The sequence below is a fragment of the Paenibacillus sp. FSL M7-0896 genome, from assembly GCF_037975415.1.
Lineage (GTDB): Bacteria > Bacillota > Bacilli > Paenibacillales > Paenibacillaceae > Paenibacillus_AQ > Paenibacillus_AQ silagei.
The window spans coordinates 1,169,475-1,191,946 of the sequence record NZ_CP150250.1 but is presented as its reverse complement, the minus strand read 5'-3'; the positions used below and the strand labels follow the sequence as shown (position 1 = coordinate 1,191,946).

Sequence of the window (22,472 nt, the reverse complement as noted above, 5' to 3'; positions counted from 1 at the left end):
GCAGAGATTGCAATCGCCCAGTTTTCGCAGCGATTGTATTTTCCCGGGACACCATCATCGGGTTGACAGCCCGGGACAAGACAAAACACCAATTCAATTATCAGGAAGGAAGATGTTGTAATGACGAAACCATATCCTCTGAAATTTCAGCCGGAATTCAAAGAACGTGTCTGGGGGGGCCGGGCGCTGGAGAAATTCGGCCTTGATCTGCCCGAAGGCCATATCGGCGAAGGCTGGATGATTGCCGATCATCCGAATGGCACCTCCTCTGTAGTCAACGGTGAGCTGGCCGGACAAGGCCTGGATGCCATCCGTGAGCAGTTCGGGCACGAGTGGTTCGGCAGCAAGGGCATCACGGAGGAAGGCGGAAGATTCCCGCTGCTGATCAAGCTGCTGGATTGCAACGATAACCTCTCTGTACAGGTGCACCCTACGGATGATTATGCCGGACTTCCCAAGGGAGAGCTGGGCAAAACCGAAATGTGGTACGTGCTGGACGCCAAGCCAGGCGCCAAAATCATCTACGGCCTGAAGGAAGGCGTCACCCGCGAGATGCTAAAGGTCGCGCTGGAGAACGGAACGGTGATGGACAGCCTGCAGGAAGTGACTGTAGCTGCCGGTGACTCCTTCTATATTCCTGCCGGGACTGTACACGCCTTGTGTGCAGGTGTCGTTGTAGCGGAGATCCAGCAGAACTCTGACACTACATACCGGATTTACGATTACGACCGTCCGGGTCTGGACGGGAAGCCGCGCGAGCTGCATATCGAGGATTCCCTGAATGTTACCGCCTATGAAGGCGCAGGCGCGACTTCGATGAAGACCGATGGTGCAGTGGCCGGTGAATGGCTGCAGATTGCCTCCTCCCCTTATTTTATCGTGGAAAAAGGTCTGGTGTCCGGCGAATGGCAGCTCGCCACCACCGATGACAGCTTCACCATCCTGGTGATCTGCGAAGGCAGCGGCCACCTGATCTGGGACGGCGGCTCCCAGCCATACGCAGCGGGCGAATGCTATCTGCTTCCGTCCAGCCTTGGCGCTTACAGCATTGAAGGACAATCTACCGTGCTGCGCTCTTATCTGCCTTAAGCAGACGGACTGTGTTTCACTTGGATCAGGGTAGCACCAGGTACTCTTTACGCTAGGAATGCTGAACTTCATTTTCAGGAGGACAGGCGATGACTGAGAACACTTTTTCCATGACTGATCCCTTAGATGTCAAAATCCATGTCTATGAATGGCTGCCGGACACGGGAACAGAGATCCGGGGGATTGTGCAGATTGCACACGGGATGTGTGAGACGGCTGCGCGGTATGCCCGGTTCGCTTCGGCGCTTGCCGCAGCCGGTTATGCCGTGTATGCCAATGACCACCGGGGGCATGGGCTTACCGCCGGCAGAGTCAACCTGCTCGGTGACAGCGGGGAGAACGGCTTCTACTGGATGCGGCGCAACCTGCTGCAGCTTGCGGGGGTTGCCTGCTCCCGGCATGAGCATGCCCCTATCTACCTGTTCGCGCACAGCATGGGTTCGTTTCTGGCTCAGAAGCTCATGTGCGAAGAGGGGCATGAGATTTACAGCGGCTTCATCCTCAGCGGCACCAATGGTCCCCGGAGCATGCTGCGGCTGGCAGAATCCTTGTCGGCTATGCAGTTAAGGCTGCAGGGCGATCATCACCGCAGTGTACTGCTGAATGGCATTGTTTTCGGCGCTTATAACCGGTCCTTCTCTCCGGTCCGCACAGCTTTTGACTGGCTCAGCAGTGATCCGGAGGAGGTAGATAAGTTCATTGCAGACCCGTACTGCGGGGCGATCTGCACCACCCGCTTCTTCCGGGACTTCTTCCATTTGCTGCGTGAGCTTCATACCAGGTCCACTCTTCAGCACCTATGCAGCGACAAGCCGGTCTACCTGTTTGCGGGCGAGAAGGACCCTGTGGGGATGAACGGTCAAGGGGTGATGCGTCTGGCTGAGTTATACCGGAAGCAGGGGCTTCAGGATGTAGAATGCAAGCTGTATCCGGGAGGAAGGCATGAGATGCTGAATGAGGTCAACCGGGACGAGGTCACGGCCGATGTGCTGGACTGGCTCGCCCGCCACCTGCCTGCCGAATCCATGCGGCTTCAGCCTACGGCGGATTAGCCTATTGATGCAGACGCACTTACTGGTCTGGTGCTGACGTTGGTCTGATGCTTACGGTGGTGTAACACAGTGCATACCTATGTCGCCACTGCACTTTGATCCGCAGGTATAGTACGACAAGAGAGGCACTCCGCCCGGACGGAGTGCCTCTCTTTCGATTATTTTGCCGTAGCAGCTGTATAGCGTCCTCATCGGTAATATTTAACCGTAGCAGTTAGTTAAGCTCTGTGGTAATTCTCACCTTAGCTGTAACGTAAGGTCTGCCGCTGATCCTGCAGTAGCAATTGTTGTACTTTTTGCAGGATCTCCACCCTATCAGCACCGTCACAGTAGAAAATGTTGCACTTTTTGCATTATTTTTAACAAATTAACGCTCTTAGAAGCACCAGTTGTTGCATTCTGTGCAGGATTTCTCCATGTTGACGCTCCAGAAGCAGCGAATGTTGTAATTCATACACGATTTCCAGGCTTCTTCTTAAGCCTCACTTACCGCGTCAAAACCCAAATTATCACCTCAGGTATTAACAGTAACTCTACGAGGACCCTTTATTCACGCTCTAAATATCCTGCCAGTCTCCCCGCTAAATCTTGCTTATACGCCAGAAGATCATACGAAGAATTATTGACTTTGATCTTGTGCATGTTTATGCGGTTATATATAATTTCTTCCAATTTCAGTCTGGCCTCAAGAACCTTCAGAGTTCCTTCTAAGCCCTGGTGCCCCTGTTTAAAGCCATACCCCTGTTTGGTGTAATATTCAATGAACCCCTCTGACCACTCCAGGGGTCTTTCGCGGACTGCTTTGCGGAAAGAATGCTCCAGATCGTCCTGTTCAATATAGATTAGCAGCGGATTCAATCCGGCCGTGATGGCCTCCAGCTCCAACGTGTAGCTTATAATGTCTTCCTCGGCTGCCCCATGCTTAATCATGCCCATTGTTACCGGGTTCTGGATAAAGCAGCAATCGAACACATACGTGTCCGCCCCCTGCAAGGCCTTTTCCGCGAACTGCCTCCATCTTGCTGTAATCAGCTCCCTGTTCTGCGCGAACGACAATTCATACACATCGTTCCGGGCAAAAATATCCGTGCCTTCCTTTGGAACCCGGGAACTGTGTTCATTTAGGATTTTCCGGTATTCCACCAGGTAATGGCTGTCATGAACAGTTGTCCGCGGACTTAATACATGCCTTGAATCGGCCCACATCCCCAACAGCTCATCGTACTCTGCCTTTGTAAGACAAGCGACACCATCATAATCCGCCGGATGATCCAAATTCCCCTCCAGGAATAGCTGAGCTTTAGTGCCCGACTCAGCAAGAATGTCATAAATCAGCTGCGCCGTGGTGGATTTCCCGAAGCCGGGTAAGCCCTCGATAAAAATCAATTTAGGTTGCATATAGTAGTTCCCCCATTCACGATTTAGGAGGATAAGCAGATAAGAAGCCATTGAGATGCGGTGTCCCGGCAACAAAAAAAAGATACCCTAAGGTATCCGCAGAAGTCGGTCTATGAACCAAGCTCACCCTGCATACCCTGTAAGATTAAAGAAAGACATGCCTAATAGCATCGTGTTCTCCACTAATGCTGGCATTCTTCCGGTTAATTTATCCTTACAGAGTAATCCACATGATAAGGTATATGCTCCTTTAATTGCATCTCATCATTTAACGTAACACTTAATGGAGATAAATACAATGAAGTGTTTATAAAAGAAGTGTTTTTGAAAATAGCTTATATTTCAGAAGACTCCGGAGTTTTTGTATATTCGCTGATAGAAGCATGTGGTGTTTCCGCAGCCTCCCCTATCAAGGTACGAAAAGCCATGCCGTGTCCGGTAATGATCACCTTTTGGAACCCGAGATATTGGTCAATCACCTTCTCTACACGGTTCCTCAGCAGCTCCTTAGATTCCCAAATCCGGGTCTCCCCGGGAGGATAAGCTCCGCCGTCTATTCGCCCAAAAACGGTCAGAGTCTCACTACCCCCAAGGGACCACTGTAAGCTCCGGCCACTTCGACTTCCATTTCTGCGTCTTCGCTTCGTAGATCTTCTCGCTGATCAGTGCTTTGTTGGGGCGTAGAATTAATTGAAATAAATCCTCCAGACCAAATGGGGCATAAACCTTCCAGTCACCGTTCAGCTCAAGCCGTGCTCCCAGAGAAGTCACCGTGGTTGGCCAGCTATTAATTGCAGCTTCCAGCGATGTGTAGGGCTGGATCTCCACACCGAACTTCTGGGGGTACCACAGATGAACTCGGGCCTGATTCTTGAGATCGACCGGGATAGCAATTCCCGCAAAAAGCTTCTTGCCCTTCGCAACCACCTTATCCTCAGCAGCATAACTCAGATCAGCTGCATCATAGTAAATAATATCGATGTCACTAATTCCGTACCCCGGCGCACGCCCGGTAAGCTCATTCCACACCGTTTGCACCAAGCATCCTGCACCTATGTAGTAAGGGAACGGGGCCAAGCCTTGGGCACGCTTAAAAATATCCATTAGCAGTGTATTGCGGGTGAATAGCTCCGTAAGACGGTTATACATTTCATCGCAACTATCCATCGCCCAAATCCCCCACACTCCCGCCAGACAGCGCATATTGCAAAATCAGCTGTGTTCCCTTGCTACCACTGCGCCGCAGGCCGTGATCCTGAAATCCGGCACGGAGATATAGCTGACTGGCGGCGGTATTGCGTTCATTCACAGCCAGCACAATCTGCCGGGCTTCAGGGTAGTGACAGCGCACAAAATCCGGCAGCAGTGCCATCGCTGCTTTGGCGAACCCGCGGCCCTGGCTGGCGCAGTCCATCAGGAAGGCCCGGAGAAGAACTGCTCCTTCGTAGTCCTGGTAGAAATTCGAGATACCTTCACCAGTATGAAGGATGAAGAAGCCCACCGCCCGTTCTCCACAGGTAATGACCACTCCCTCCTTACCGGCATCCTCCTTGATATCCTGAAGCGTCTCCTCCGGCAGTCCGGTGAACTGCAACTGCTCCGCCGGAAGCTTAAAGCCAAGTAACTGGTCCTTGAATTGCTCCCCGTGCTCGTCACCGTATCTAAACAATGATATGTGCTGCTCCTGACTCAACTGTATGCCCCCCATAGGTAACCGACTCCCGCTCATGCTCCCTTGCGGCCGCTTCGCCGAATGTGGTCGGTTTTTCGATTACATTTGGCTCACGTGCCCACTCAGCGCCAAATATGGTCGGTTTTTCGATTACATTTGGCCCACGCTACCACGCAACGCCGAATGTGGTCGGTTTTTCGATTACATTTGGCTCACTCGCACACGCAACGCCGAATGTGGTCGGTTTTTCGATTACATTTGGCCCACGTGGGCACTCAGCGCCAAATATGGTCGGTTTTTCGATTACACTTGGACCACGTGGGCACGCAACGCCGAATGTGGTCGGTTTTTCGATTACACTTGGTTCACGCGCCCACGGAACGCCGGATGTGTCCGGTTTTTCGCATACATCCGCATCGGCAGGCAGGTGTCCAGTGTAGTCAGGGGCATTCCCCTACAAAGGCAGCGTATAATACTGCGCCCGCTGGCTCTCGTCCTGCTGATACAGGACGACCAGCAGCGTGCGGCCATCGCTTGCCCCGGGGTGCGGACCCGGCAGGGCCGTCCCGCTCCCGGCGGCGACCGCCGTTGCAGCCGCCCGGCCTTCACTCCCGCCTCCCCCGGCAACCGCCGGAGGCGATACTTCTGCCTTGATTGCGGCAACTGCTTCACCTTCGCCAGAAGCTCCAACCTCCGCCTCAGCGCCAAGCTCCCCGTCATAGCGCAGCCCGCTGATCGATTCCAGCACCGGATCGAGCCGGAACGGCAGCTCGTCGAGCACGATGAACTTCTGGAGCTCCCGCTCGCTAAGTCCGGCCTCCGCCAGCTTGGCCGAGATTAGCTCCGGCTGACTGGCGATCTGCTTCAGGTGCTTCGCCCACTCCGCTTTATCAAGCACATCGTCCCACCAGATCTTGCGGGGCTTGTACTTGTGGGCGAGGAAGTAGTCCAGCTTCATCAGGCCGGTGACTATGTCCATAGAGGCCGTGCCCCGGTCCGTCAGGAAGTCATGCAGCCGGGTGAACAGATCCTCCAGCTGATGCCCGATCTTCTGCCAGCCCCGCTCTTCCCAGTAGTCACCGAACTCCTGGAAGAAGTCGAACGGAGACGGGAAGACATGGCGGATCAGGTACTTGACCGAATGAGCCAGCCGCTGGCTGTTCCAGTACTTCTCCAGCACATCCTCCAGCCGCTTGAGCCGGATAATATCGGCGAACGGCATCACATGGCTGCTGAGAATTTCGTATGGCGCATGCTCCATATACGTATAGTCATATTTGGCGGCCTGGGCGCGCAGCCCGGTGCCGCGCAGCATTTTGAGGAACCCTAATTGCAGCTCCTCCGGCTCCATGGCGAAGACGTCATTAAACGTCTTGCGGAAGGTGTCGTAATCCTCCATTGGCAATCCGGCGATCAGATCGAGATGCTGGTCGATGTTGCCGCTGGCCTTGATCTTCATCACAGTGCGCGACAGCTTGGTGAAGTTCTGGCGGCGCTTGACCAGCTCATTCGTCTCGTCATTCGTCGACTGGACGCCGATCTCGAAGCGGAAGACGCCCGGAGGGGCGTTCTGCGCCAGGAAATCCAGCACCTCGGGACGCATAATATCAGCGGTAATCTCGAACTGGAACACGCAGCCCTGATGATTATCGATCAGGAACTGGAACATCTCCATCGCATAATTGCGGTTGATATTGAACGTGCGGTCCAGGAACTTGATCACCTTGGCCCCGCCCTCAATCAGATAGAGCAGATCGGACTTCACCCGTTCGATATCATAATAACGCACGCCCACCTCAATGCTGGACAGGCAGAATTGGCAGTTGAAGGGACAGCCCCGGCTCGTCTCAAAATAAACAATCCGCTTGCTCAGCTCCGGCAGATCCTCCGCGAAGCGGTGCGGGGTCGGCAGGGTGTTAAGATCACTTTTGGGACGGGGAGGATTAACGATCAGCTCTTCGCCCTTGCGGTAAGCCGCACCGTATACGAAATGGTACTTATGTTCATCCCGGATCTCCTGCAGCAGATGGTGGAAGGTCTCTTCCCCGTCACCGATCACGACAAAGTCCACTCCGGCCTCCCGCTTCATCCAGTAGAGCGGCTCATAGGATACCTCCGGCCCGCCCAGCACAATCTTGACCTCCGGCATGACCTGCTTGAGAATACCGACCAGCTTGATGGTCTCCTCGATGTTCCAAATGTAACAGGAGAAGCCAATCACATCCGGCTGCTTCTGAAAAAGGTCAGACACGATGTTCATCGCGGGATCTTTGATGGTATATTCCGCCAAAAGGATATCCTCGAACTCATGCTCGCTATACGCCTTCAGCAGCCGGATCGCAAGCGAGGTATGAATATATTTGGCATTTAATGTGGCCAGGATGATTCTCATGCCTTATAACCTTCTTTACATGTCATTTTGAAAAAACTCCAGGAAGGCCTTGCCGTACTTCCGGTACTTCACTTCACCGACACCCTTCACCCTCAGCATCTCCGCTTCTGTCTGCGGACAAACCACGCTCATCTCACGCAGCGTCGCATCATTGAAAATGATGTACGACGGCACATGCTCGCGCCCCGCCAGCTCGCGGCGGATCAGACGCAGCTGCTCGAACACCGTCTCGTTGACCGCAGACGGCGAAGTATCGCGCGAGCGGCTGCGGTCCCGCGTGCCGGAGGTGACCAGCGTGCGGGCCACGCGCTGATGCACCTGGCGCTGGCCGCGCAGCACCTCGGCTGCCAGCGGCTGCAGCCGGACCACCGGATACTGGCCTTCGGACAAGGCCAGATATCCTTCCGAGATCAGCATATTGATGATCTCGGTAATCTCCTTCTCGCTGCGGCTGGACATAGCGCCGTGAGTCGGCAGCTTCTCGAACCCGTATTGCAGCACCTTCTGGTTACGTGAGCCCTTCAGCACGGATGAGACCAGCGCCACGCCATAACGCTCCCGCATCCGGTGGATGCAGGAGAAGATCTTCTGCGCTTCAACGGTGATATCGACCAGTTCACGCTCGTCGGTACAGGAGCTGCAAATCCCGCAGTGATCATCGTCATGACTCTCGCCGAAATAGTCGAGCTGCGCACTGCGCAGGCAGCGGGTGGTATAGCAGTATTCAATCATCTGCTGGAGCTTGCGGTATTCGTTGGCTTTACGTTCCGGGTCCTGCGGGTTCTGCTCAATCAGGAATTTCTGGGTCATGATATCCTGCGCACTGAACAGGAGGATACAATCGCTCGGCTCCCCGTCACGCCCGGCACGTCCCGCCTCTTGAACATAAGCTTCCATGTTCTTCGGCATATTGTAATGGATGACATAACGCACGTTAGACTTGTCGATCCCCATCCCGAAGGCATTCGTGGCGACCATGACGCGGATATCGTCATAGAGGAAGCCTTCCTGGCTGTCCGCCCGCTCCTGGTCGTTCATTCCGGCATGATAGCGCCCGGCGGTGATTCCTGCGGCCTGGAGGCGCTGATAGAGATCATCCACCTCCTTGCGGGTGGCGGCATACACGATGCCCGGCTGATGGGCATGCTGAGCCGCGTAATCCAGCACGAACTCGCGCTTGTTCTCTCCGCGCAGCACGGACATCGCCAGATTGTCGCGGCCAAGTCCGGTCATGAAGACGCCCGGCTCGCGCAGGCGCAGCAGCCGGACCATATCCTCCATGACCTCCGGGGTAGCTGTAGCGGTGAAGGCCGCCAGAATCGGACGCTGCGGCAGCTGCTCCACGAACGGGGACACTGCCAGATAACTGGTGCGGAAGTCATGGCCCCACTGCGAGACGCAGTGCGCCTCATCCACAGCTACGCAGGAGATGTTCAGTCCCGCCATCTCCAGGCGGAACCAGTCCAGCTCCAGACGCTCGGGAGCTACATAGAGCAGCTTCAAGTCGCCGCGGCGGGCCGCACGGATGCGCTCATTCACTTCCTTGCCGCTCAGGGTGCTGTTGATATAAGCAGCCGGAATCCCTGCCGTCGTAAGAGCATCCACCTGATCCTTCATCAGGGAGATCAGCGGTGAGACGACCAGGGTAAGCCCCGGCTGCAGCAGCGCCGGAACCTGATAGCAGATGGACTTACCGCCTCCGGTAGGCAGAATGCCCAGCGTATCGCGGCCTTCCAGCAGATTGTTCACAATTTTTTTCTGGCCGTCCCGGAAATCGGGATAACCGTAATATTTTTGCAGCTCGGCCTGGGCCTGCTCCATTAATGATCCTTGCATCTCCATATCTCTTCAAACTCCTTAAGGCTTTCTACCTTTTAGTTTACCGGGCAACCGGCTGCCAAGCAACCGCCTGAAGCAGATATCATAGCACTCCTTCCGGGCCTTACACATAGAAATTACATAAAAACCGTACGATCAAGCAACACTTTATATAGATTCATCCATCTGCCCTATGAAGGAGGTCGCCCGTTTGCAAGACTGGAAAGATAAATATGCCTCCTACATAGATAAGCAACAGTCTTCTTCTTCAGAGCAGAAGCCTGCTAGCGGCAGCAGGCTGAGCGGCAGCAGGCTGACAGGAGAGCTGAAGACCGATCTGCCGGAGCTTCAGGCGAGGCTCGGAGAGAACGGCGACCTGGTCGTACGCGACTTCCTGCTCTTCGGGGCTTATCCTGCTGCAATGCTCTTCTTCTCCTCACTCGTGAATATGGAGCAGGTGCGCGAGCATGTGCTGAAACCGTTAATGGCACCGCCTCCAGGGCAGTCTGAGGTCCCGGAGGATACGGGCGGAATGATTCATTATATCTGGAGTACAGCTGTCCAGGTCACTCAAGGCACCACGACTGCCGATCTGTCCGCACTCCCCCAAGCCGCCGTGAAGGGCGACCTGATTCTGCTGATCGACGGGATTCCAGAGGCGCTTCGCATGGAAATGCGCCAGATTGAGATGCGCGGGGTCGAGCAGCCGCAGACGGAGCAGGTCATCCGCGGGCCGCGTGAAGGCTATGTGGAGAAGCTGGAGAACAACCTCTCCCTGCTGCGTTACCGGCTGCAGAGCACGGACTTCCGCATTGAGATCAGCCCGCTCGGAGAGCGCACCCAGTCAAGGGTGGCTCTATGTTACATTGACAGTGTCACTGACAGCAGTCTGGTCGCTGAAGTCATGCGCCGAGTCTCGCTGATTCATACGGACGGCATCCTCGATGCCGGATACATCGAGCAGTTCATCGAAGACCAGCCGCTGTCCCCCTTCCCTCAGGTTCAGAGCACCGAGCGGCCGGACAAAACTGTGGCCGCCCTTCTGGAAGGACGGGTCGCCATTCTTGTGGATGGCTCCCCGTTTGCCCTGATTGTTCCCGCCCTCTTCAACCAGTTCTTCCAGACGGTGGATGACTATACGGAACGCTTCATTATGGGCAGCCTGATCCGGATCATCCGGCTGATTGCTTTGGCCTGCTCGCTGTTTTTCCCGGCGTTGTATGTGTCTGTCATCTCGTACAACCCCGAACTGCTGCCTACAGATTTCGCTGTGGCGATCTCGGGCGGCCGGGCGGGCGTGCCGTTTCCGGCTGTGCTGGAGGTGCTGATTATGGAGGTATCCATGGAGGTGCTGCGGGAAGCGACGATCCGGCTGCCGCAGATGATCGGCGGGGCATTATCTATTGTAGGCGTCCTCGTCATCGGACAGGCTGCAGTGGGCGCAGGACTCGCCAGCCCGATCACGGTTGTCATTGTGGCTCTGACGACCATCGGCTCGTTCGCCACCCCCGCCTACAATGCAGCGATCGCCCTGCGTATGCTGCGGTTTCCGCTGATCCTTCTGGCCGGTATGTTCGGCCTCTACGGGGTTATGATTGGTACGATTCTGATTCTGAATCATCTGCTCTACCTGGAGTCCTTCGGAGTTCCCTATATGTCCCCCTACATTCCCGGTAAGTGGCGTGATCTGAAGGATACGCTGGTGCGGGTGCCGCTCTGGTGGATGCGCCGCCGCCCCAGCTTCCTGCATGTCCGGGATACCGACAGACTGCCCCGCAGTGTACCCACCGCAGAGATTGACCAGATTCTCAGGCAGGGAGATGAGACCGATGAATAATCCGCGCCAGATTACGAGTCTGCGCGCAGCAGCCGTGATCAGCAGCACCATTATCGGAGTGGGCATCCTCAGCTTCCCGCGCTATATGACCGAAGCAGGTAACAGCAGCGCTCCCCTTGTTGCATTCTGCGGCGTACTTTTCTCCTTCATCAGCTACTGGCTGCTGGCCTCTCTCTGCCAGCGGTTTCCGCAGGAGACCCTGTTCGTGTTCAGCCGCCGCCTGATCGGACGCCCGCTTGCTGCTATTTTCACTGTGGTGATTATGCTGCTGTTCATTGTACTCACCGGCCTCACTGTACGCCAGTTCGGGGATGTTGCCACAACCGTGCTGTACAAAAAAACACCGATCGAAGCAACCATCTTCCTGATGCTGCTTATCAGTCTGCTGTCCTCCAGGCGCAACGTTGTGAAGTTCTCCTATATCCACTTCTTCTATCTGCCGCTGATTGTCGGCTCTATTCTGGCCACCATTCTGCTCTCGCTCAAAAATGTGGATATGCTCAATCTGCAGCCTGTCCTGATGGCTCCCGGCCTCCAGTTCTGGAAAGGGGCGCGGGAGGCCACCTATCTGTTCCAAAGCTCCTTCGTCATCGTGCTGCTGATTCCATTCATGGAGAAGCCTGGGCATGCCGTCCGCGCGGGGGCCTGGGCCATCTTCCTGTCGGGTGCAATCTACGTGCTGATCGTCATTGCTTCTGTAGGGATATTCGGTGCCGAGGAGACCAAGCTGCTGATCTACCCTACTCTGGAGATGGCCCGTTCGGCGGCTTTTGGCGAGGGATTCCTGGAGCGGCTGGATGCTATCTTCATTATTATCTGGGTCATCTCTGTCTACACGACGATCTACACTACTTATTACATATCTGCCTATCTGCTGCACAAGCTGCTGCGATTCCGCGACCAGCGGATGGCCTCCACGGTCCTGCTGCCGGTGATGTTCATCCTGGCCATGCTGCCCTCAAATGTGTTCGAATCTTACCAGTGGGCCCTTCATCTGGGCAATGCCGGCATGATGCTGATGTTCGGCTATCCGCTGCTGTTATGGACAGTCTATCTGCTCAGACGCCACAAGGAGAAGGTGACCTCATGAAAATACAGCTTCCGCGCACGCTCGCCCTGCTCCTCCTGCTCACTATAGCCGCCCCGCTGCTCAGCGGATGCTGGGATCAGGTGGAGATTGAGGACCGCGCGCTGGTTCTCGGCCTATCCATTGACAAGATCCCTGCAGACGATACGCAAAAAGAAGACCGGGTCACTCACATCCATGATAACTCTCTGCCTACGGAGATGATCAGTGTCACCGCTCAGATTGCCGTCCCGGGCAGAGTCCCGCTGGGCCCCGGCACCGGCGGCAGCGCAGGGGAAGGCAAGACCAGTCCCGTCTGGGTAGTCAGCGTGCGCGGCATCTCCCTCGACGATGCCATGAATAATCTGCAGCAGCAGATAGCCGACCCGCGTTATCTGGTTCACCTGCGGATCATCATCATCAGCGAGGAGATTGCCCGGGGCAGTCTCGCCGAGCTGAATGATTATCTGCGGCGCAACCCAGAAATCCGGCGCAGAACCTGGCTGCTCGTCTCCGAGGGCCGCGCGTCCGCCTTCATGGATGTGAACCCGCCGCTGCAGCGTGTGCCTACTCTTTATATTTTGTCCATGATGGAGAAGTCCGTCTCCTCCGGCAAATTCCCCCGGGATTATATCGGCACCTTCTGGTCAGCCGACTCCAGGTGGGGACAAAGCGCTTATCTGCCTTATGTGGCACTTCGCAACAAGGATAATATTCTGATCAAAGGGCTGGCTTATTTCAGCCGCGGCAAGATGGTCAGCAAGACTGCCCCTATAGAGATCGGCGGGTTCATGGCGATGCAGGGGATGGACCCCGGCGGCTATTCCACTCTGCTCCGTACGCAGGAGCTAGGGATTGTCATGACCAAGATCAATGAACGCTTCACCCGCACCCGGAGCTATATCAAGGACGGCAAGCCCTATTTGTCCTATGAGATCTTCCTGGAGGGGGATTTGGACGAGCATTACAGCAGTGACATTCCTGTCAATTCCCCACAGAAGCTGCATGAGATCGAGCGGGATTTCGAGCAGCAGATCCAGACGGTGCTGACCGGACTGGTGAAGCAGACCCAGCAGGACCACTCCGATATTTTTGGCATGGGCGAACAGATCCGAAGCCATCATCCCGCCTACTGGAGGAAGCATATCCACGGCAAAAACGACTGGGAGAGCCTGTACAGCAGTGTTGGTGTAGATATCAGACTGACCCTGCATATCCGCAGAGTGGGCCTCAAGCATGATTAAGCGCCAGCCCGTGCAGGTAACCGCCTATGGAGGAGGAAGCGTATGATCCGATTGCTGGGAAGCCTTGCCGGGATGCTGTTCTTCTCGGCCATGCTTCTGCTGGTTGTAGATATCCGAATTTACAGTAACCGGGGCTGGCTCCGGGAGAAAAAGTACGCAAAGATCATAGCCTGGAGCTATATCCTGCTCTCCCTGATAATCTGTATCGGCCTGCTCCTCTATATCTAGTGCCCCACGTCCCTTCGTAGTATTTCTTCACGGCCCATGGTATATTGAGGAGTAACCTATTAAAGGACGGAGAATGCGGTCATGAATACAAGAAGAACCAGAAATCAGGGGAACAGAACCTCTAACCATAAACAGGGCGCTAGATCCGGAGCCCCGGCCAAGCCGGCAGCTGCACCCAAATCCTATACGGTAGCCGAGCCTGCGGAGCTGCTTGCTTTTCTGCTGAAGACGATTACGAACAAGGGGCGCAACTCGATCAAATCCATGCTCTCCCGCGGACAGGTTGCGGTGAACGGCAAGCCGGTGACGAAGCATAACCATCCGCTCCATCCCGGCCAGACCGTGACGATTGACCATGAGAAGCCTGCCGAAACCAAGGAGATGCTCGGACTGACCATTGTCCATGAGGATGACGATATTATCGTGATCCAGAAGGATGCGGGGCTCTTGTCCATCGCTACCGGTGAAGATAATGAATTGACGGCTTACCGCCAGCTGATGGAGCATGTCCGCCTGAGCAACCCGAAGAACCGCGTCTATGTGGTGCACCGGCTGGACCGTGATACCTCGGGTGTCATGATGTTTGCCCGCAGCGAGGCGATTCAGCAGCAGCTCCAGAACAGCTGGAAGGAGACCGTCAAGGAACGCTCCTACGTGGCTCTGGTGGAAGGCGCCGTTAAGAGATCCGAAGGCACGATCAGCTCCTGGCTGAAGGAGACCTCCACACTGAAGATGTACTCCAGTCCGCATGAGGGAGACGGGCTGCACGCCGTAACCCGCTATAAGCTGATCCAGGCGAACCGCCACTTCTCCCTGCTGGAGGTGCACTTAGAGACCGGACGGAAGAATCAGATCCGTGTCCACATGTCCGACATCGGACATCCGATTGCCGGGGACAAGAAGTACGGCGCTGAGACCAAGGCGGTCGGCCGCCTCGGCCTGCATGCCCGCGTGCTCTCGTTCGTCCATCCGACCACAGGTGAAATTCTAACGTTTGAGAGCGCGATTCCGAAGAGTTTTCTGAAATACACGGCACCGGCACCTACGAACTAATTCCTAAGCTGTGAGTGCCAACAGCAAATCATAATATATTATAGAGAAACGATAGAAGGTGCCGCTCTTGTTCCACCCTACTGTTTTTGACAATATCAAAATCGCCCTGGAGAACCAGATCTACGACTACGATAATCTGGATGGGGTTCTAGTTGTAACTGACCGGTCCGATCTGCTCAATCTCGCGCTGATGTCGCGTGAATTCAGCCTCGCGTTCAAGCTGACCGGAGGCCTGAATGTGACGTCCGAGATTCTGCTCCAGTCCACAGTGAAGGACCTCAGCGATGAGATTCTGGAGACGCCGGGCAGCGATCCGGGATGCAGTCTTTTCTTACGCTTTTATATGGAGATAGAAGATGTGAATGTGCAGTGCCCGGCCATTGAAGAGATTCTGACCCGAATCTGGGGACCCGAATTCCAGCCTGTGCAATCGCTCAGCTTCCGCTATGGACAGACAGACGATACGTACAATAACTGTGTTGAACTGCAATTCAAACGGCAAATTACCGAAGAGCAAATGGAAGACCTTCCGAACCTCCTGAAGTTCATGCTGCAGAGCGCAGAGGAACTGGAAGAGGTATAACGCTATACATGGGGTGAGCTGATAATGAATTTCCTGCCTCCTGCCCGGACGGGCCGCTGGCTGGCATGGTCTGCCGGTTACGCGCTGCTGCTGTGGCTATCGCTGATTCTGCACCGGTATATGTGGTTAGGTGAGCCTTTCAACCTTATTCTTGCCCTACGCTGGGCCATCCTTGCCCTTGTCATCTCCGGTATAGTCAACGGGTTCGGCTGGTTGGGTGCACAGCTTGTGTGGATTTTCTCAACCGCTGGAACTGTGGCGGGGCTCTTCCTGATGTACCTGTACACTTACCGTGAGATGTCGGGCTTCGAGGATCTTGCGGGCTTTCTTTCCTTCGGCCTGTTTACAGCAGGCGGCTTCGCTCTGGGTCTGATCGCCGAGGGCGGCCGGCTGCTGATACACTATTGGCGCACACGCTGATTCCTGTTAGGAGCTGATGACCCTTATGTCCAATTCCCTGCTGACCAAAAATGCGCTCGCCCGCTCGCTCAAAGACCTGATGGAGGAGCTTCCGCTGAACAAAATCTCCGTCCGTCATCTGGTCGAGGATTGCGGCGTGAACCGGCAGACCTTTTATTATCATTTTCAGGATATCTATGATCTGCTGGGCTGGATCTACAGGACGGAGGCTGTCGAGAGCATTGCCCAGTACCGCAGCTACAGCACCTGGACAGACGGTTTCTACCGGATATTCTGCTATATCGGGAACAATAAGGCGTTCTGCAGCAATACCTTGGACTCCCTCGGACGGAGGCATCTGGACGCGTATCTGTATGAGGTGACGAATGATCTCGTTATGGGCGTCATCAACGAACTGGCCGCGGGGCTGGATGTCGGGACGCCGGATAAGCAGTTCATCGCCAACTTTTACACGCTGGCCTTCACCGGACTGGTCATTCAGTGGATGCAGGACGGGATGAAGGAGCCGCCGGAGCAGATGATCGGGAAGCTGAGCGTCCTGATAGAAGGGAACTTTCTGAAGGCGCTGCATAAATATGAGAACATTGTGTCGTAACCTTAGAGGCTGCGGCTTTTTTTCCGCTCAAAAACGTTACACTTTGTTCCATATGTCCAAATTTTATACAGATCAAGCGCTTTGATGATACCCTCCAGGGCGGGACTGGATTACACTCGGTTCAGGTCTAGTATTCAAGCAAATCTATGGAGGCGGTAATCAGTGAAAAAAGAGTACGGTAACGAGCAGGTATATTTCGTAGGCGGTGGCATTGCATCCCTTGCGGGTGCGGCCTATCTGGTCAGAGACTGCGGTTTTCCCGGACAGAACATTCACATTATTGAAGAAATGAAGATCCTTGGCGGCAGCAATGACGGTGCCGGCGATGCAGAGCATGGATATGTCATTCGCGGCGGCCGGATGCTGAACGATGAGACCTATGAGAACCTGTGGGAGCTATTAAGTACCATTCCGTCCATTGATCAACCAGGGCTGACGCTACGGCAAGAAATCATTCAATTCGATGAGTCCAATCCAACCCGCGGCCAGGCACGGCTGATCAACAGCAAGGGTGAGGTTCTGGACGTCACCTCCATGGGCTTCGATATGGCAGACCGCCTGGCCATGGGCAAGCTGATCATGACGCCGGAGCCAGCCATGGGCACCTTGCGGATTAACGACTGGTTCGGACCACATTTCTTCACAACGAACTTCTGGTACATGTGGGCGACCACTTTTGCCTTCCAGCCTTGGCATAGTGCAGTTGAGTTCAAGCGGTATATGCTCCGCTTCATGCACGAGTTCCCTAGAATTCAAACCCTTGAAGGCGTAACCCGGACCCCATATAACCAATATGATTCCATTATTCTGCCGCTGCATCAATATCTGGAGCCGCTGGGCGTAGATTTCAACTTGAAATGTACGGTAACTGATTTGGAATTCAAAGAAGGCGACGGCATCACTGTGACAGCGATGAAGGTCGTCCGCGATGGCGTGGAGGACACGATCCAGGTTCATGAAGGCGACCGCGTCATTGTGACGAACGGCTCGATGACCGAAGGCGCAAGCCTTGGATCAATGACCTCCGCTCCCGGGCTGAACGGTAAGGGCAGCTCATGGAAGCTGTGGGAGACGATCGCCGCGAAGAAGCCGGGTCTCGGCAATCCCTCCTCCTTCGATGATCATGTGGACGAATCCAAATGGGAATCCTTCACGGTGACCTTCCAGGACTCGAAGTTCTTCGACCTTATGGAGAAGTTCACCCGCAACCGGGCCGGAACCGGCGCACTTGTAACGTTCAAGGATTCCAGTTGGTTCATGTCGGTCGTGCTGGCGTTCCAGCCGCATTTCCGCAACCAGCCGGAGCATGTCAGGGTCTTCTGGGGATATGGCCTGTACCCGGACAAGGTCGGCGATTATGTGCATAAAAAAATGTGCGACTGTACCGGCGAGGAGATTATGGAGGAGCTGATCGGACATCTGCACTTCGAGGCGCATAAGGAAGAGATCATGGCTACCGCCAACTGTATTCCTTGCATGATGCCGTATATCACCTCCCAGTTCATGCCGCGCCTGAACAGCGACCGGCCGCAGGTGGTGCCTGAAGGCTCAACCAACCTGGCCTTTATCGGGCAATACTGCGAGATCCCGGACGATATCGTTTTCACGGAAGAATATTCAGTCCGTGCCGCCCGCATCGCCGTCTACACCCTGTTCGGCCTGAACCGTCCGGTAGAGCCGATCAATGCGTACCAGAACGATGTCCGCACACTGTTCTCCAGTCTGGTGACCTCGTTCCGGTAACGGAATGATTCGGTTTCCCGCTCCAGGCCAGTGGTCTCTGTAAGCAAGTGGAAACGGCTTTGCCGTCCTTTTAAAGGACGGTACCGTTTCAGCGAGAAATAGAAGGATAATTTATCGTGTGCAACATATAAATTCTTATATTTGAACAAAAAACCCCCGCTGCATGAAATTCATGCAGCGGGGGTTTGGTGCGTCCATTGATGCAAACTTGCCAGTCCGGCACGCCGCTCCAAATGGCCTTTTGGCGCAAAAAGCGGAACTATAGTCCGTAACCAGAATGAATCGTACGTCCCGTCCAGGCACAGCTTGCTGCAACGCTTATCTCATACCTGCCACTGATCCTAATCAGATGCTGCAGGAACCGTCATCGCAGCCGTCAGCAGACGGTGCAGCCCCGGACTTCGGCTGGCCGACCACCTGAAGCTCTGGACCCTTCTGTTCCTCCGCCCATACCGTGTCCAGCACTTCAGTAAAGACCGGACCCGGCTGTGCGCCAGATACGGCGTACTTATTATTGAAGACGAAGAAGGGAACGCCAGTGATGTTCAGCTGCCGGGCAGCTTCAATGTCAGCCTCAACGCGGTCGCCGTAAGCCTCACTGTCGAGCACCGCAGCCACTTCAGCCTGATCCAGTCCGGCCTCCGCAGCCAGCTCAGCCAGCACTTTACGGTCACCTACATTCAGTGTATCGGTGAAATAAGCACGCAGCAGCCGTTCGGTCATCTGCGGAGCCTTGCCCTGAGTAGCGGCATAGTGGCTCAAGCGGTGAGCGTCAAAGGTATTCGTGGACTGAATCGTATCGAAATTGAACTCCAGACCCACACCCTGCGCCTGCTCGGCCAGCTGTGCGTTCATCTCCTTGGCCTTGTCACGGGTCATGCCGTATTTACCGGCCAGCAGCTCATGGATATCTCTCGTCTCATCGGTGCGTGCATTCGGGTCCAGCTGGAAGCTGCGGAACACGACCTCCACCTGGTCACGGCCCGGGAATTGGCTCAGCGCGTGCTCCAGCCGTCTTTTGCCGATATAGCAGAACGGGCAGGCATAATCAGACCATATATCTATTCTCATGGGAATTCCTCCTGAATGGTATTGATATTGATATTGCAATTCACTTACTATTATATAGTTAAAAACCGAAAATTACAAACAAACTTTCTGAACGGCCCCTTCCCATTGAATGTCCCATACATTCTCTTCCCTGCTGGCTTCCGGGAGAAAAGTAAACGAAAGAGGTATATACGTACGCCCGGCCGGGCAGGTAAAATTAAAGCAACATCTCTAATTCAAAGCGGACGGTCTATGGCGTCCCGAAAGGAGTCAGCGGCATGCATGACCTGTCTATAGTCATTCCCACGCGTAACCGGATCAGCGATCTGACCCTCTGCATTGAGTCCATCGGCGCGCAAAGCGGGCTGGAGAATGTCTCCATCGAACTGCTGATCGTGGACGACGGTGAGATCGAAGAGCAGGTGCTGGAATATTTCCGTGAGGTGCTCGGGCGTCTTCCGGATGCCAGCCTGCGTTATTACCGCAAAACCAAGCCCGGCGTCTGGCTCTCCCGCTATGAGGCCCTCGGGCTCATCGACGGGGAGATTCTGCTCAGCTTCGATGACGATGCGGAGCTGGACGATCCGCTCTATATCCGCCGGTTGCTCGACACCTACGCCTCAGATCCGTCCATTGCCGGAGTCGGCGGAATCGCCAAGGGTCTCTCCAGCAGCAAATCGGGCAAGCTGCTCGGCAGGCTCACCTGTCAAATGTCGGCTTCGCCAGGCAGACTGTCAGCCAGTACACTGGCCGGGTCTCTTCTCTTATGGGGGGAGACCGAGAATATTTTTGAGACGGATTTCTTCCACGGCTGCAATATGTCCTTCCGCAGCTCGGCGCTGCGGGATATGAAGCCGTACCCCTGGATGACCAGCTATGCAGTAGCGGACGATATCTATATGTGCCATCTGGCGAGCAGATACGGCAAGCTGGTGATTAACCCGGAGCTGAAAATCATGCATCATGAATCGCCCAGCTCTCGCGACAAGGCAGGCCGGGTCGCCCGGGCGACCGCAGTCAACCATTATTATCTGCTGAATCTGCGCAAAGCACCCGTGAAGAATTATGCAGCTCTGCTCTGGACCTTGTCTTACCTCGCCGTCAAGTCTACGCTCAAGCGGAACTTCAATGCCGTCTCCGGCTACGCCAGTGGCATCCTCTTCGTCCTCAACCCCCGCAAGAACAAGTACAGGGAATTCATGCTGGATTAGGTACAGCATTCCGCGAAGAACCGCTAGTGTGCACAGAACCAAACAGTTTAAGGATGCTGGGGGCCCTGTGCCCCATACATCCGGTTCATACACCCTCTGGTCAGTACATTAAAAAAGGTGCCACAGGCAGCTGCTTCAATGCGGCCTCAGTGGCACCCTTATATTATTCTTAAGCCGTGTAGCCAAAGCCCAGGATCGTGAAGCTCTTGTCCTGATCCTCCGGCGCCATCCGGATCTCCACCACATGCTCCCCGCTCTGCTCATTGTTGTATAGAATCACAGCGTTGCAGTGCGTCCAGCTATTCACATGCGGATCTGCCGTCAGAACCAGCTTGCCGTCCACATAGACCTCCGCCTTGCCTACATCCGGGTTGCCCGAATCCTTGAAGACCAGGATCAGATTCTTGCTGGTGATTGTCAGCCCGAAGCGATCCTCACCGGACGCAGCCGTGTGCATCCAGTTATGCGGAAATTGCGGAGTGCCGAACGGATTGGCATCCATCTCCACCTGCTGCAGCTCCTCATCCGTACCCTGGAAGCCGCCTGCTTCAATAGCAATCGCAGTACCTGCGCTGCCCAGATCACTTATACGGTCCAGCAGCCGGACATGGGCAAAATCATTGCCGAGCTCAGGCGGTCCCGCCAGCATATCCTGCTCCTTTTCATCCAATCCCATCCGGGCGGTCTCGGCGAAAAGGTAGCCCAGGGAGTCCGCCATTACGCGGTGCCCGTCATTCGTGGGGTGATAGATATCGTAGAAGAATTGCCGTTTGGAGATGATATTCCCTTCGGACTTGCTCAGCCGGAACTGCTCTGTTACTGCATCCTTGACACTAACCATAGGAAGATTATAGCGTCTGCCTACCGGGGAGAGGCGGTCCTGCAGGTTCCAGTCATTCACGAAGACACTGAACAGCAGAATAACGGCAGGCTGGTTCGGCGCAGACAGGATTTTGAGACAAAGACTCTCGAAGCAGTTGCCCTTCGTCTCGTCCCCTTCATCATTCACGGCAAATTCCACCACTACGATGTCGGGAGCGGCTGCACCATCCCTCAGCACATCCCGCTCATAGCGGATCATCCCAAGCTCAGAGGGCGTCCCGCCAACCCCAGCCTTGATGAAATGAATATTCTCTCCACCCTCCTTGCCGAATAGCTCCTTAAATCTTAAGTACGACTGATAGGCATAGCATTCTGTATGAATGGGCTTAGCTCCGGCCCCCTGTGTGATGGACCCGCCAATATAAGCAATCGTCACATCCTCTCCGCTTGCAGCCTTGTCCATAGCCCGCTTCAGCCGCCGGTTATTGCCCGCATACAGCAGAGACTTCGCAATCATCGCGCGGTAAGCAGACGACTCGAAGTCTACGGAAGGTTCCGCTGTCAGCTCAGGCGCCGTGTACCCGTCATTCAGGTAGAGAACGATGCTCGCTGTCGCCAGTTCCCCCTCCTTACTGAATTCAAAGGCGTATTTGCCGGGAGCCACATCCTCCTCAGACCACTCGTGCTCTTCCAGCTTCACTAGGATTTCCGTTCCATCGCCCGGGCAGGGGACCCGCAGCTGCGTGCCGGTCTCATACTTGCTGGTTCTGCCCCAATTCTGCATAAGAAAAGTGACTGCTCCCCCTTCTTCCGCCGTCTTCACGGACACTCCAATGCTGTGCACCAGCTTGCGGAAGCCGGTCCAGTCTCTAAGCATCGCCAGCATCTGCTCATCCGTAACCCCGCCTATGTATTTGGCCTTATCGATCAGATAATTGCCTTCCAGATAGACCTCCTGCGAGGGCTTGCCCTCCGCCCGGGCGGTTGCCTCAATCGCCGTCTCGAACATGACGAAGAAGCCGTCACGGCGCTCCACTGGATCTTGGGGTGCCGCCGGACCCTCCTGCCCGCCAAGCCCGATACCGCTGTTATACTCTTCCATAACCATCAGCCTCACTTTGTCTGAAGGCGCTCTCATCCATCTGGAACAGGACAGCAGTACCCCGCCGCCATGCCAGCTCTAGACTTCAGCTGCGCCA

The 22,472-nt window shown here is 55.1% G+C and carries 19 protein-coding genes; 12 read left to right on the top strand and 7 right to left on the bottom strand.

Annotated features, from left to right (window positions below):
* Positions 1 to 120 precede the first annotated feature (120 nt).
* Positions 121 to 1,089: a type I phosphomannose isomerase catalytic subunit gene (locus MKY12_RS05085; RefSeq protein WP_339313105.1), complete on the top strand. Its 969-nt coding sequence runs from the start codon at positions 121 to 123 to the stop codon at positions 1,087 to 1,089.
* Between the two features lie 89 nt (positions 1,090 to 1,178).
* The gene (locus MKY12_RS05080; protein WP_339313104.1) at positions 1,179 to 2,141 is read left to right on the top strand and encodes an alpha/beta hydrolase; all 963 of its coding nucleotides are present in this window, start codon (positions 1,179 to 1,181) and stop codon (positions 2,139 to 2,141) included.
* Between the two features lie 546 nt (positions 2,142 to 2,687).
* On the opposite strand, the gene MKY12_RS05075 is transcribed toward MKY12_RS05080, so the two are convergent.
* From MKY12_RS05075 to recQ, 5 genes are all read right to left on the bottom strand, one after another.
* A complete protein-coding gene (locus MKY12_RS05075) occupies positions 2,688 to 3,539 on the bottom strand; it encodes a hypothetical protein (RefSeq protein ID WP_339313103.1) in 852 nt (283 codons plus the stop codon).
* A 582-nt stretch (positions 3,540 to 4,121) separates the two neighbouring features.
* A complete protein-coding gene (locus tag MKY12_RS05070) occupies positions 4,122 to 4,706 on the bottom strand; it encodes a nucleotidyltransferase family protein (protein ID WP_339313102.1) in 585 nt (194 codons plus the stop codon).
* On the bottom strand, positions 4,699 to 5,208 hold the full coding sequence (locus tag MKY12_RS05065; RefSeq protein ID WP_339313101.1) for a GNAT family protein: 510 nt from the start codon (positions 5,206 to 5,208) through the stop codon (positions 4,699 to 4,701). The genes MKY12_RS05070 and MKY12_RS05065 overlap by 8 nt, the downstream gene beginning before the upstream one ends.
* Positions 5,209 to 5,665: 457 nt before the next feature.
* Positions 5,666 to 7,603: a B12-binding domain-containing radical SAM protein gene (locus tag MKY12_RS05060; protein ID WP_339313100.1), complete on the bottom strand. Its 1,938-nt coding sequence runs from the start codon at positions 7,601 to 7,603 to the stop codon at positions 5,666 to 5,668.
* 15 nt (positions 7,604 to 7,618) lie between these two features.
* Positions 7,619 to 9,445, bottom strand: a complete 1,827-nt coding sequence (recQ, locus tag MKY12_RS05055) for a DNA helicase RecQ (RefSeq protein ID WP_036727639.1) — start codon at positions 9,443 to 9,445, stop codon at positions 7,619 to 7,621.
* A 187-nt stretch (positions 9,446 to 9,632) separates the two neighbouring features.
* Here recQ and MKY12_RS05050 point away from each other — a divergent pair, with 187 nt between their 5' ends.
* From MKY12_RS05050 to MKY12_RS05010, 9 genes are all read left to right on the top strand, one after another.
* The gene (locus tag MKY12_RS05050) at positions 9,633 to 11,258 is read left to right on the top strand and encodes a spore germination protein (protein WP_339313099.1); all 1,626 of its coding nucleotides are present in this window, start codon (positions 9,633 to 9,635) and stop codon (positions 11,256 to 11,258) included.
* On the top strand, positions 11,251 to 12,348 hold the full coding sequence (locus MKY12_RS05045) for an endospore germination permease (RefSeq protein WP_339313098.1): 1,098 nt from the start codon (positions 11,251 to 11,253) through the stop codon (positions 12,346 to 12,348). The genes MKY12_RS05050 and MKY12_RS05045 overlap by 8 nt, the downstream gene beginning before the upstream one ends.
* Positions 12,345 to 13,568: a Ger(x)C family spore germination protein gene (locus MKY12_RS05040; protein ID WP_339313097.1), complete on the top strand. Its 1,224-nt coding sequence runs from the start codon at positions 12,345 to 12,347 to the stop codon at positions 13,566 to 13,568. Before MKY12_RS05045 ends, MKY12_RS05040 begins: the two co-directional genes overlap by 4 nt.
* Positions 13,569 to 13,610: 42 nt before the next feature.
* Positions 13,611 to 13,796: a CLC_0170 family protein gene (locus tag MKY12_RS05035; protein ID WP_339254332.1), complete on the top strand. Its 186-nt coding sequence runs from the start codon at positions 13,611 to 13,613 to the stop codon at positions 13,794 to 13,796.
* Between the two features lie 81 nt (positions 13,797 to 13,877).
* Positions 13,878 to 14,849, top strand: coding sequence for an RluA family pseudouridine synthase (locus MKY12_RS05030; protein WP_339254330.1), 972 nt, complete (start codon positions 13,878 to 13,880; stop codon positions 14,847 to 14,849).
* A 58-nt stretch (positions 14,850 to 14,907) separates the two neighbouring features.
* A complete protein-coding gene (locus MKY12_RS05025) occupies positions 14,908 to 15,432 on the top strand; it encodes a hypothetical protein (RefSeq protein ID WP_339254328.1) in 525 nt (174 codons plus the stop codon).
* 24 nt (positions 15,433 to 15,456) lie between these two features.
* Complete coding sequence (locus tag MKY12_RS05020; protein ID WP_209879711.1) at positions 15,457 to 15,852, top strand: hypothetical protein; 396 nt, start codon at positions 15,457 to 15,459, stop codon at positions 15,850 to 15,852.
* A 25-nt stretch (positions 15,853 to 15,877) separates the two neighbouring features.
* Positions 15,878 to 16,447, top strand: coding sequence for a TetR/AcrR family transcriptional regulator (locus tag MKY12_RS05015; protein ID WP_209879708.1), 570 nt, complete (start codon positions 15,878 to 15,880; stop codon positions 16,445 to 16,447).
* A 162-nt stretch (positions 16,448 to 16,609) separates the two neighbouring features.
* A complete protein-coding gene (locus MKY12_RS05010; protein WP_339313096.1) occupies positions 16,610 to 18,190 on the top strand; it encodes an oleate hydratase in 1,581 nt (526 codons plus the stop codon).
* A gap of 345 nt (positions 18,191 to 18,535) precedes the next feature.
* Here the strand turns inward: MKY12_RS05010 and MKY12_RS05005 are convergent, their stop codons facing one another.
* Positions 18,536 to 19,261, bottom strand: coding sequence for a DsbA family oxidoreductase (locus MKY12_RS05005; protein WP_339313095.1), 726 nt, complete (start codon positions 19,259 to 19,261; stop codon positions 18,536 to 18,538).
* A 257-nt stretch (positions 19,262 to 19,518) separates the two neighbouring features.
* Between MKY12_RS05005 and MKY12_RS05000 the strand changes: the two genes are divergently transcribed.
* Positions 19,519 to 20,451: a glycosyltransferase gene (locus MKY12_RS05000; RefSeq protein ID WP_339313094.1), complete on the top strand. Its 933-nt coding sequence runs from the start codon at positions 19,519 to 19,521 to the stop codon at positions 20,449 to 20,451.
* A gap of 169 nt (positions 20,452 to 20,620) precedes the next feature.
* On the opposite strand, the gene MKY12_RS04995 is transcribed toward MKY12_RS05000, so the two are convergent.
* Positions 20,621 to 22,375, bottom strand: coding sequence for an SGNH/GDSL hydrolase family protein (locus MKY12_RS04995; protein ID WP_339314787.1), 1,755 nt, complete (start codon positions 22,373 to 22,375; stop codon positions 20,621 to 20,623).
* Positions 22,376 to 22,472: the final 97 nt, after the last annotated feature.

Coding starts and splice junctions, on each gene's coding strand:
- MKY12_RS05085 (WP_339313105.1), top strand. CDS start 121: ATGACGAAACCATATCCTCTGAAATTTCAGCCGGAATTCAAAGAACGT.
- MKY12_RS05075 (WP_339313103.1), bottom strand. CDS start 3,539: ATGCAACCTAAATTGATTTTTATCGAGGGCTTACCCGGCTTCGGGAAA.
- MKY12_RS05070 (WP_339313102.1), bottom strand. CDS start 4,706: ATGGATAGTTGCGATGAAATGTATAACCGTCTTACGGAGCTATTCACC.
- MKY12_RS05035 (WP_339254332.1), top strand. CDS start 13,611: ATGATCCGATTGCTGGGAAGCCTTGCCGGGATGCTGTTCTTCTCGGCC.
- MKY12_RS05020 (WP_209879711.1), top strand. CDS start 15,457: ATGAATTTCCTGCCTCCTGCCCGGACGGGCCGCTGGCTGGCATGGTCT.
- MKY12_RS05040 (WP_339313097.1), top strand. CDS start 12,345: ATGAAAATACAGCTTCCGCGCACGCTCGCCCTGCTCCTCCTGCTCACT.
- MKY12_RS05060 (WP_339313100.1), bottom strand. CDS start 7,603: ATGAGAATCATCCTGGCCACATTAAATGCCAAATATATTCATACCTCG.
- MKY12_RS05030 (WP_339254330.1), top strand. CDS start 13,878: ATGAATACAAGAAGAACCAGAAATCAGGGGAACAGAACCTCTAACCAT.
- MKY12_RS05000 (WP_339313094.1), top strand. CDS start 19,519: ATGCATGACCTGTCTATAGTCATTCCCACGCGTAACCGGATCAGCGAT.
- MKY12_RS05080 (WP_339313104.1), top strand. CDS start 1,179: ATGACTGAGAACACTTTTTCCATGACTGATCCCTTAGATGTCAAAATC.
- recQ (WP_036727639.1), bottom strand. CDS start 9,445: ATGGAGATGCAAGGATCATTAATGGAGCAGGCCCAGGCCGAGCTGCAA.
- MKY12_RS05005 (WP_339313095.1), bottom strand. CDS start 19,261: ATGAGAATAGATATATGGTCTGATTATGCCTGCCCGTTCTGCTATATC.
- MKY12_RS04995 (WP_339314787.1), bottom strand. CDS start 22,375: ATGGAAGAGTATAACAGCGGTATCGGGCTTGGCGGGCAGGAGGGTCCG.
- MKY12_RS05045 (WP_339313098.1), top strand. CDS start 11,251: ATGAATAATCCGCGCCAGATTACGAGTCTGCGCGCAGCAGCCGTGATC.
- MKY12_RS05015 (WP_209879708.1), top strand. CDS start 15,878: ATGTCCAATTCCCTGCTGACCAAAAATGCGCTCGCCCGCTCGCTCAAA.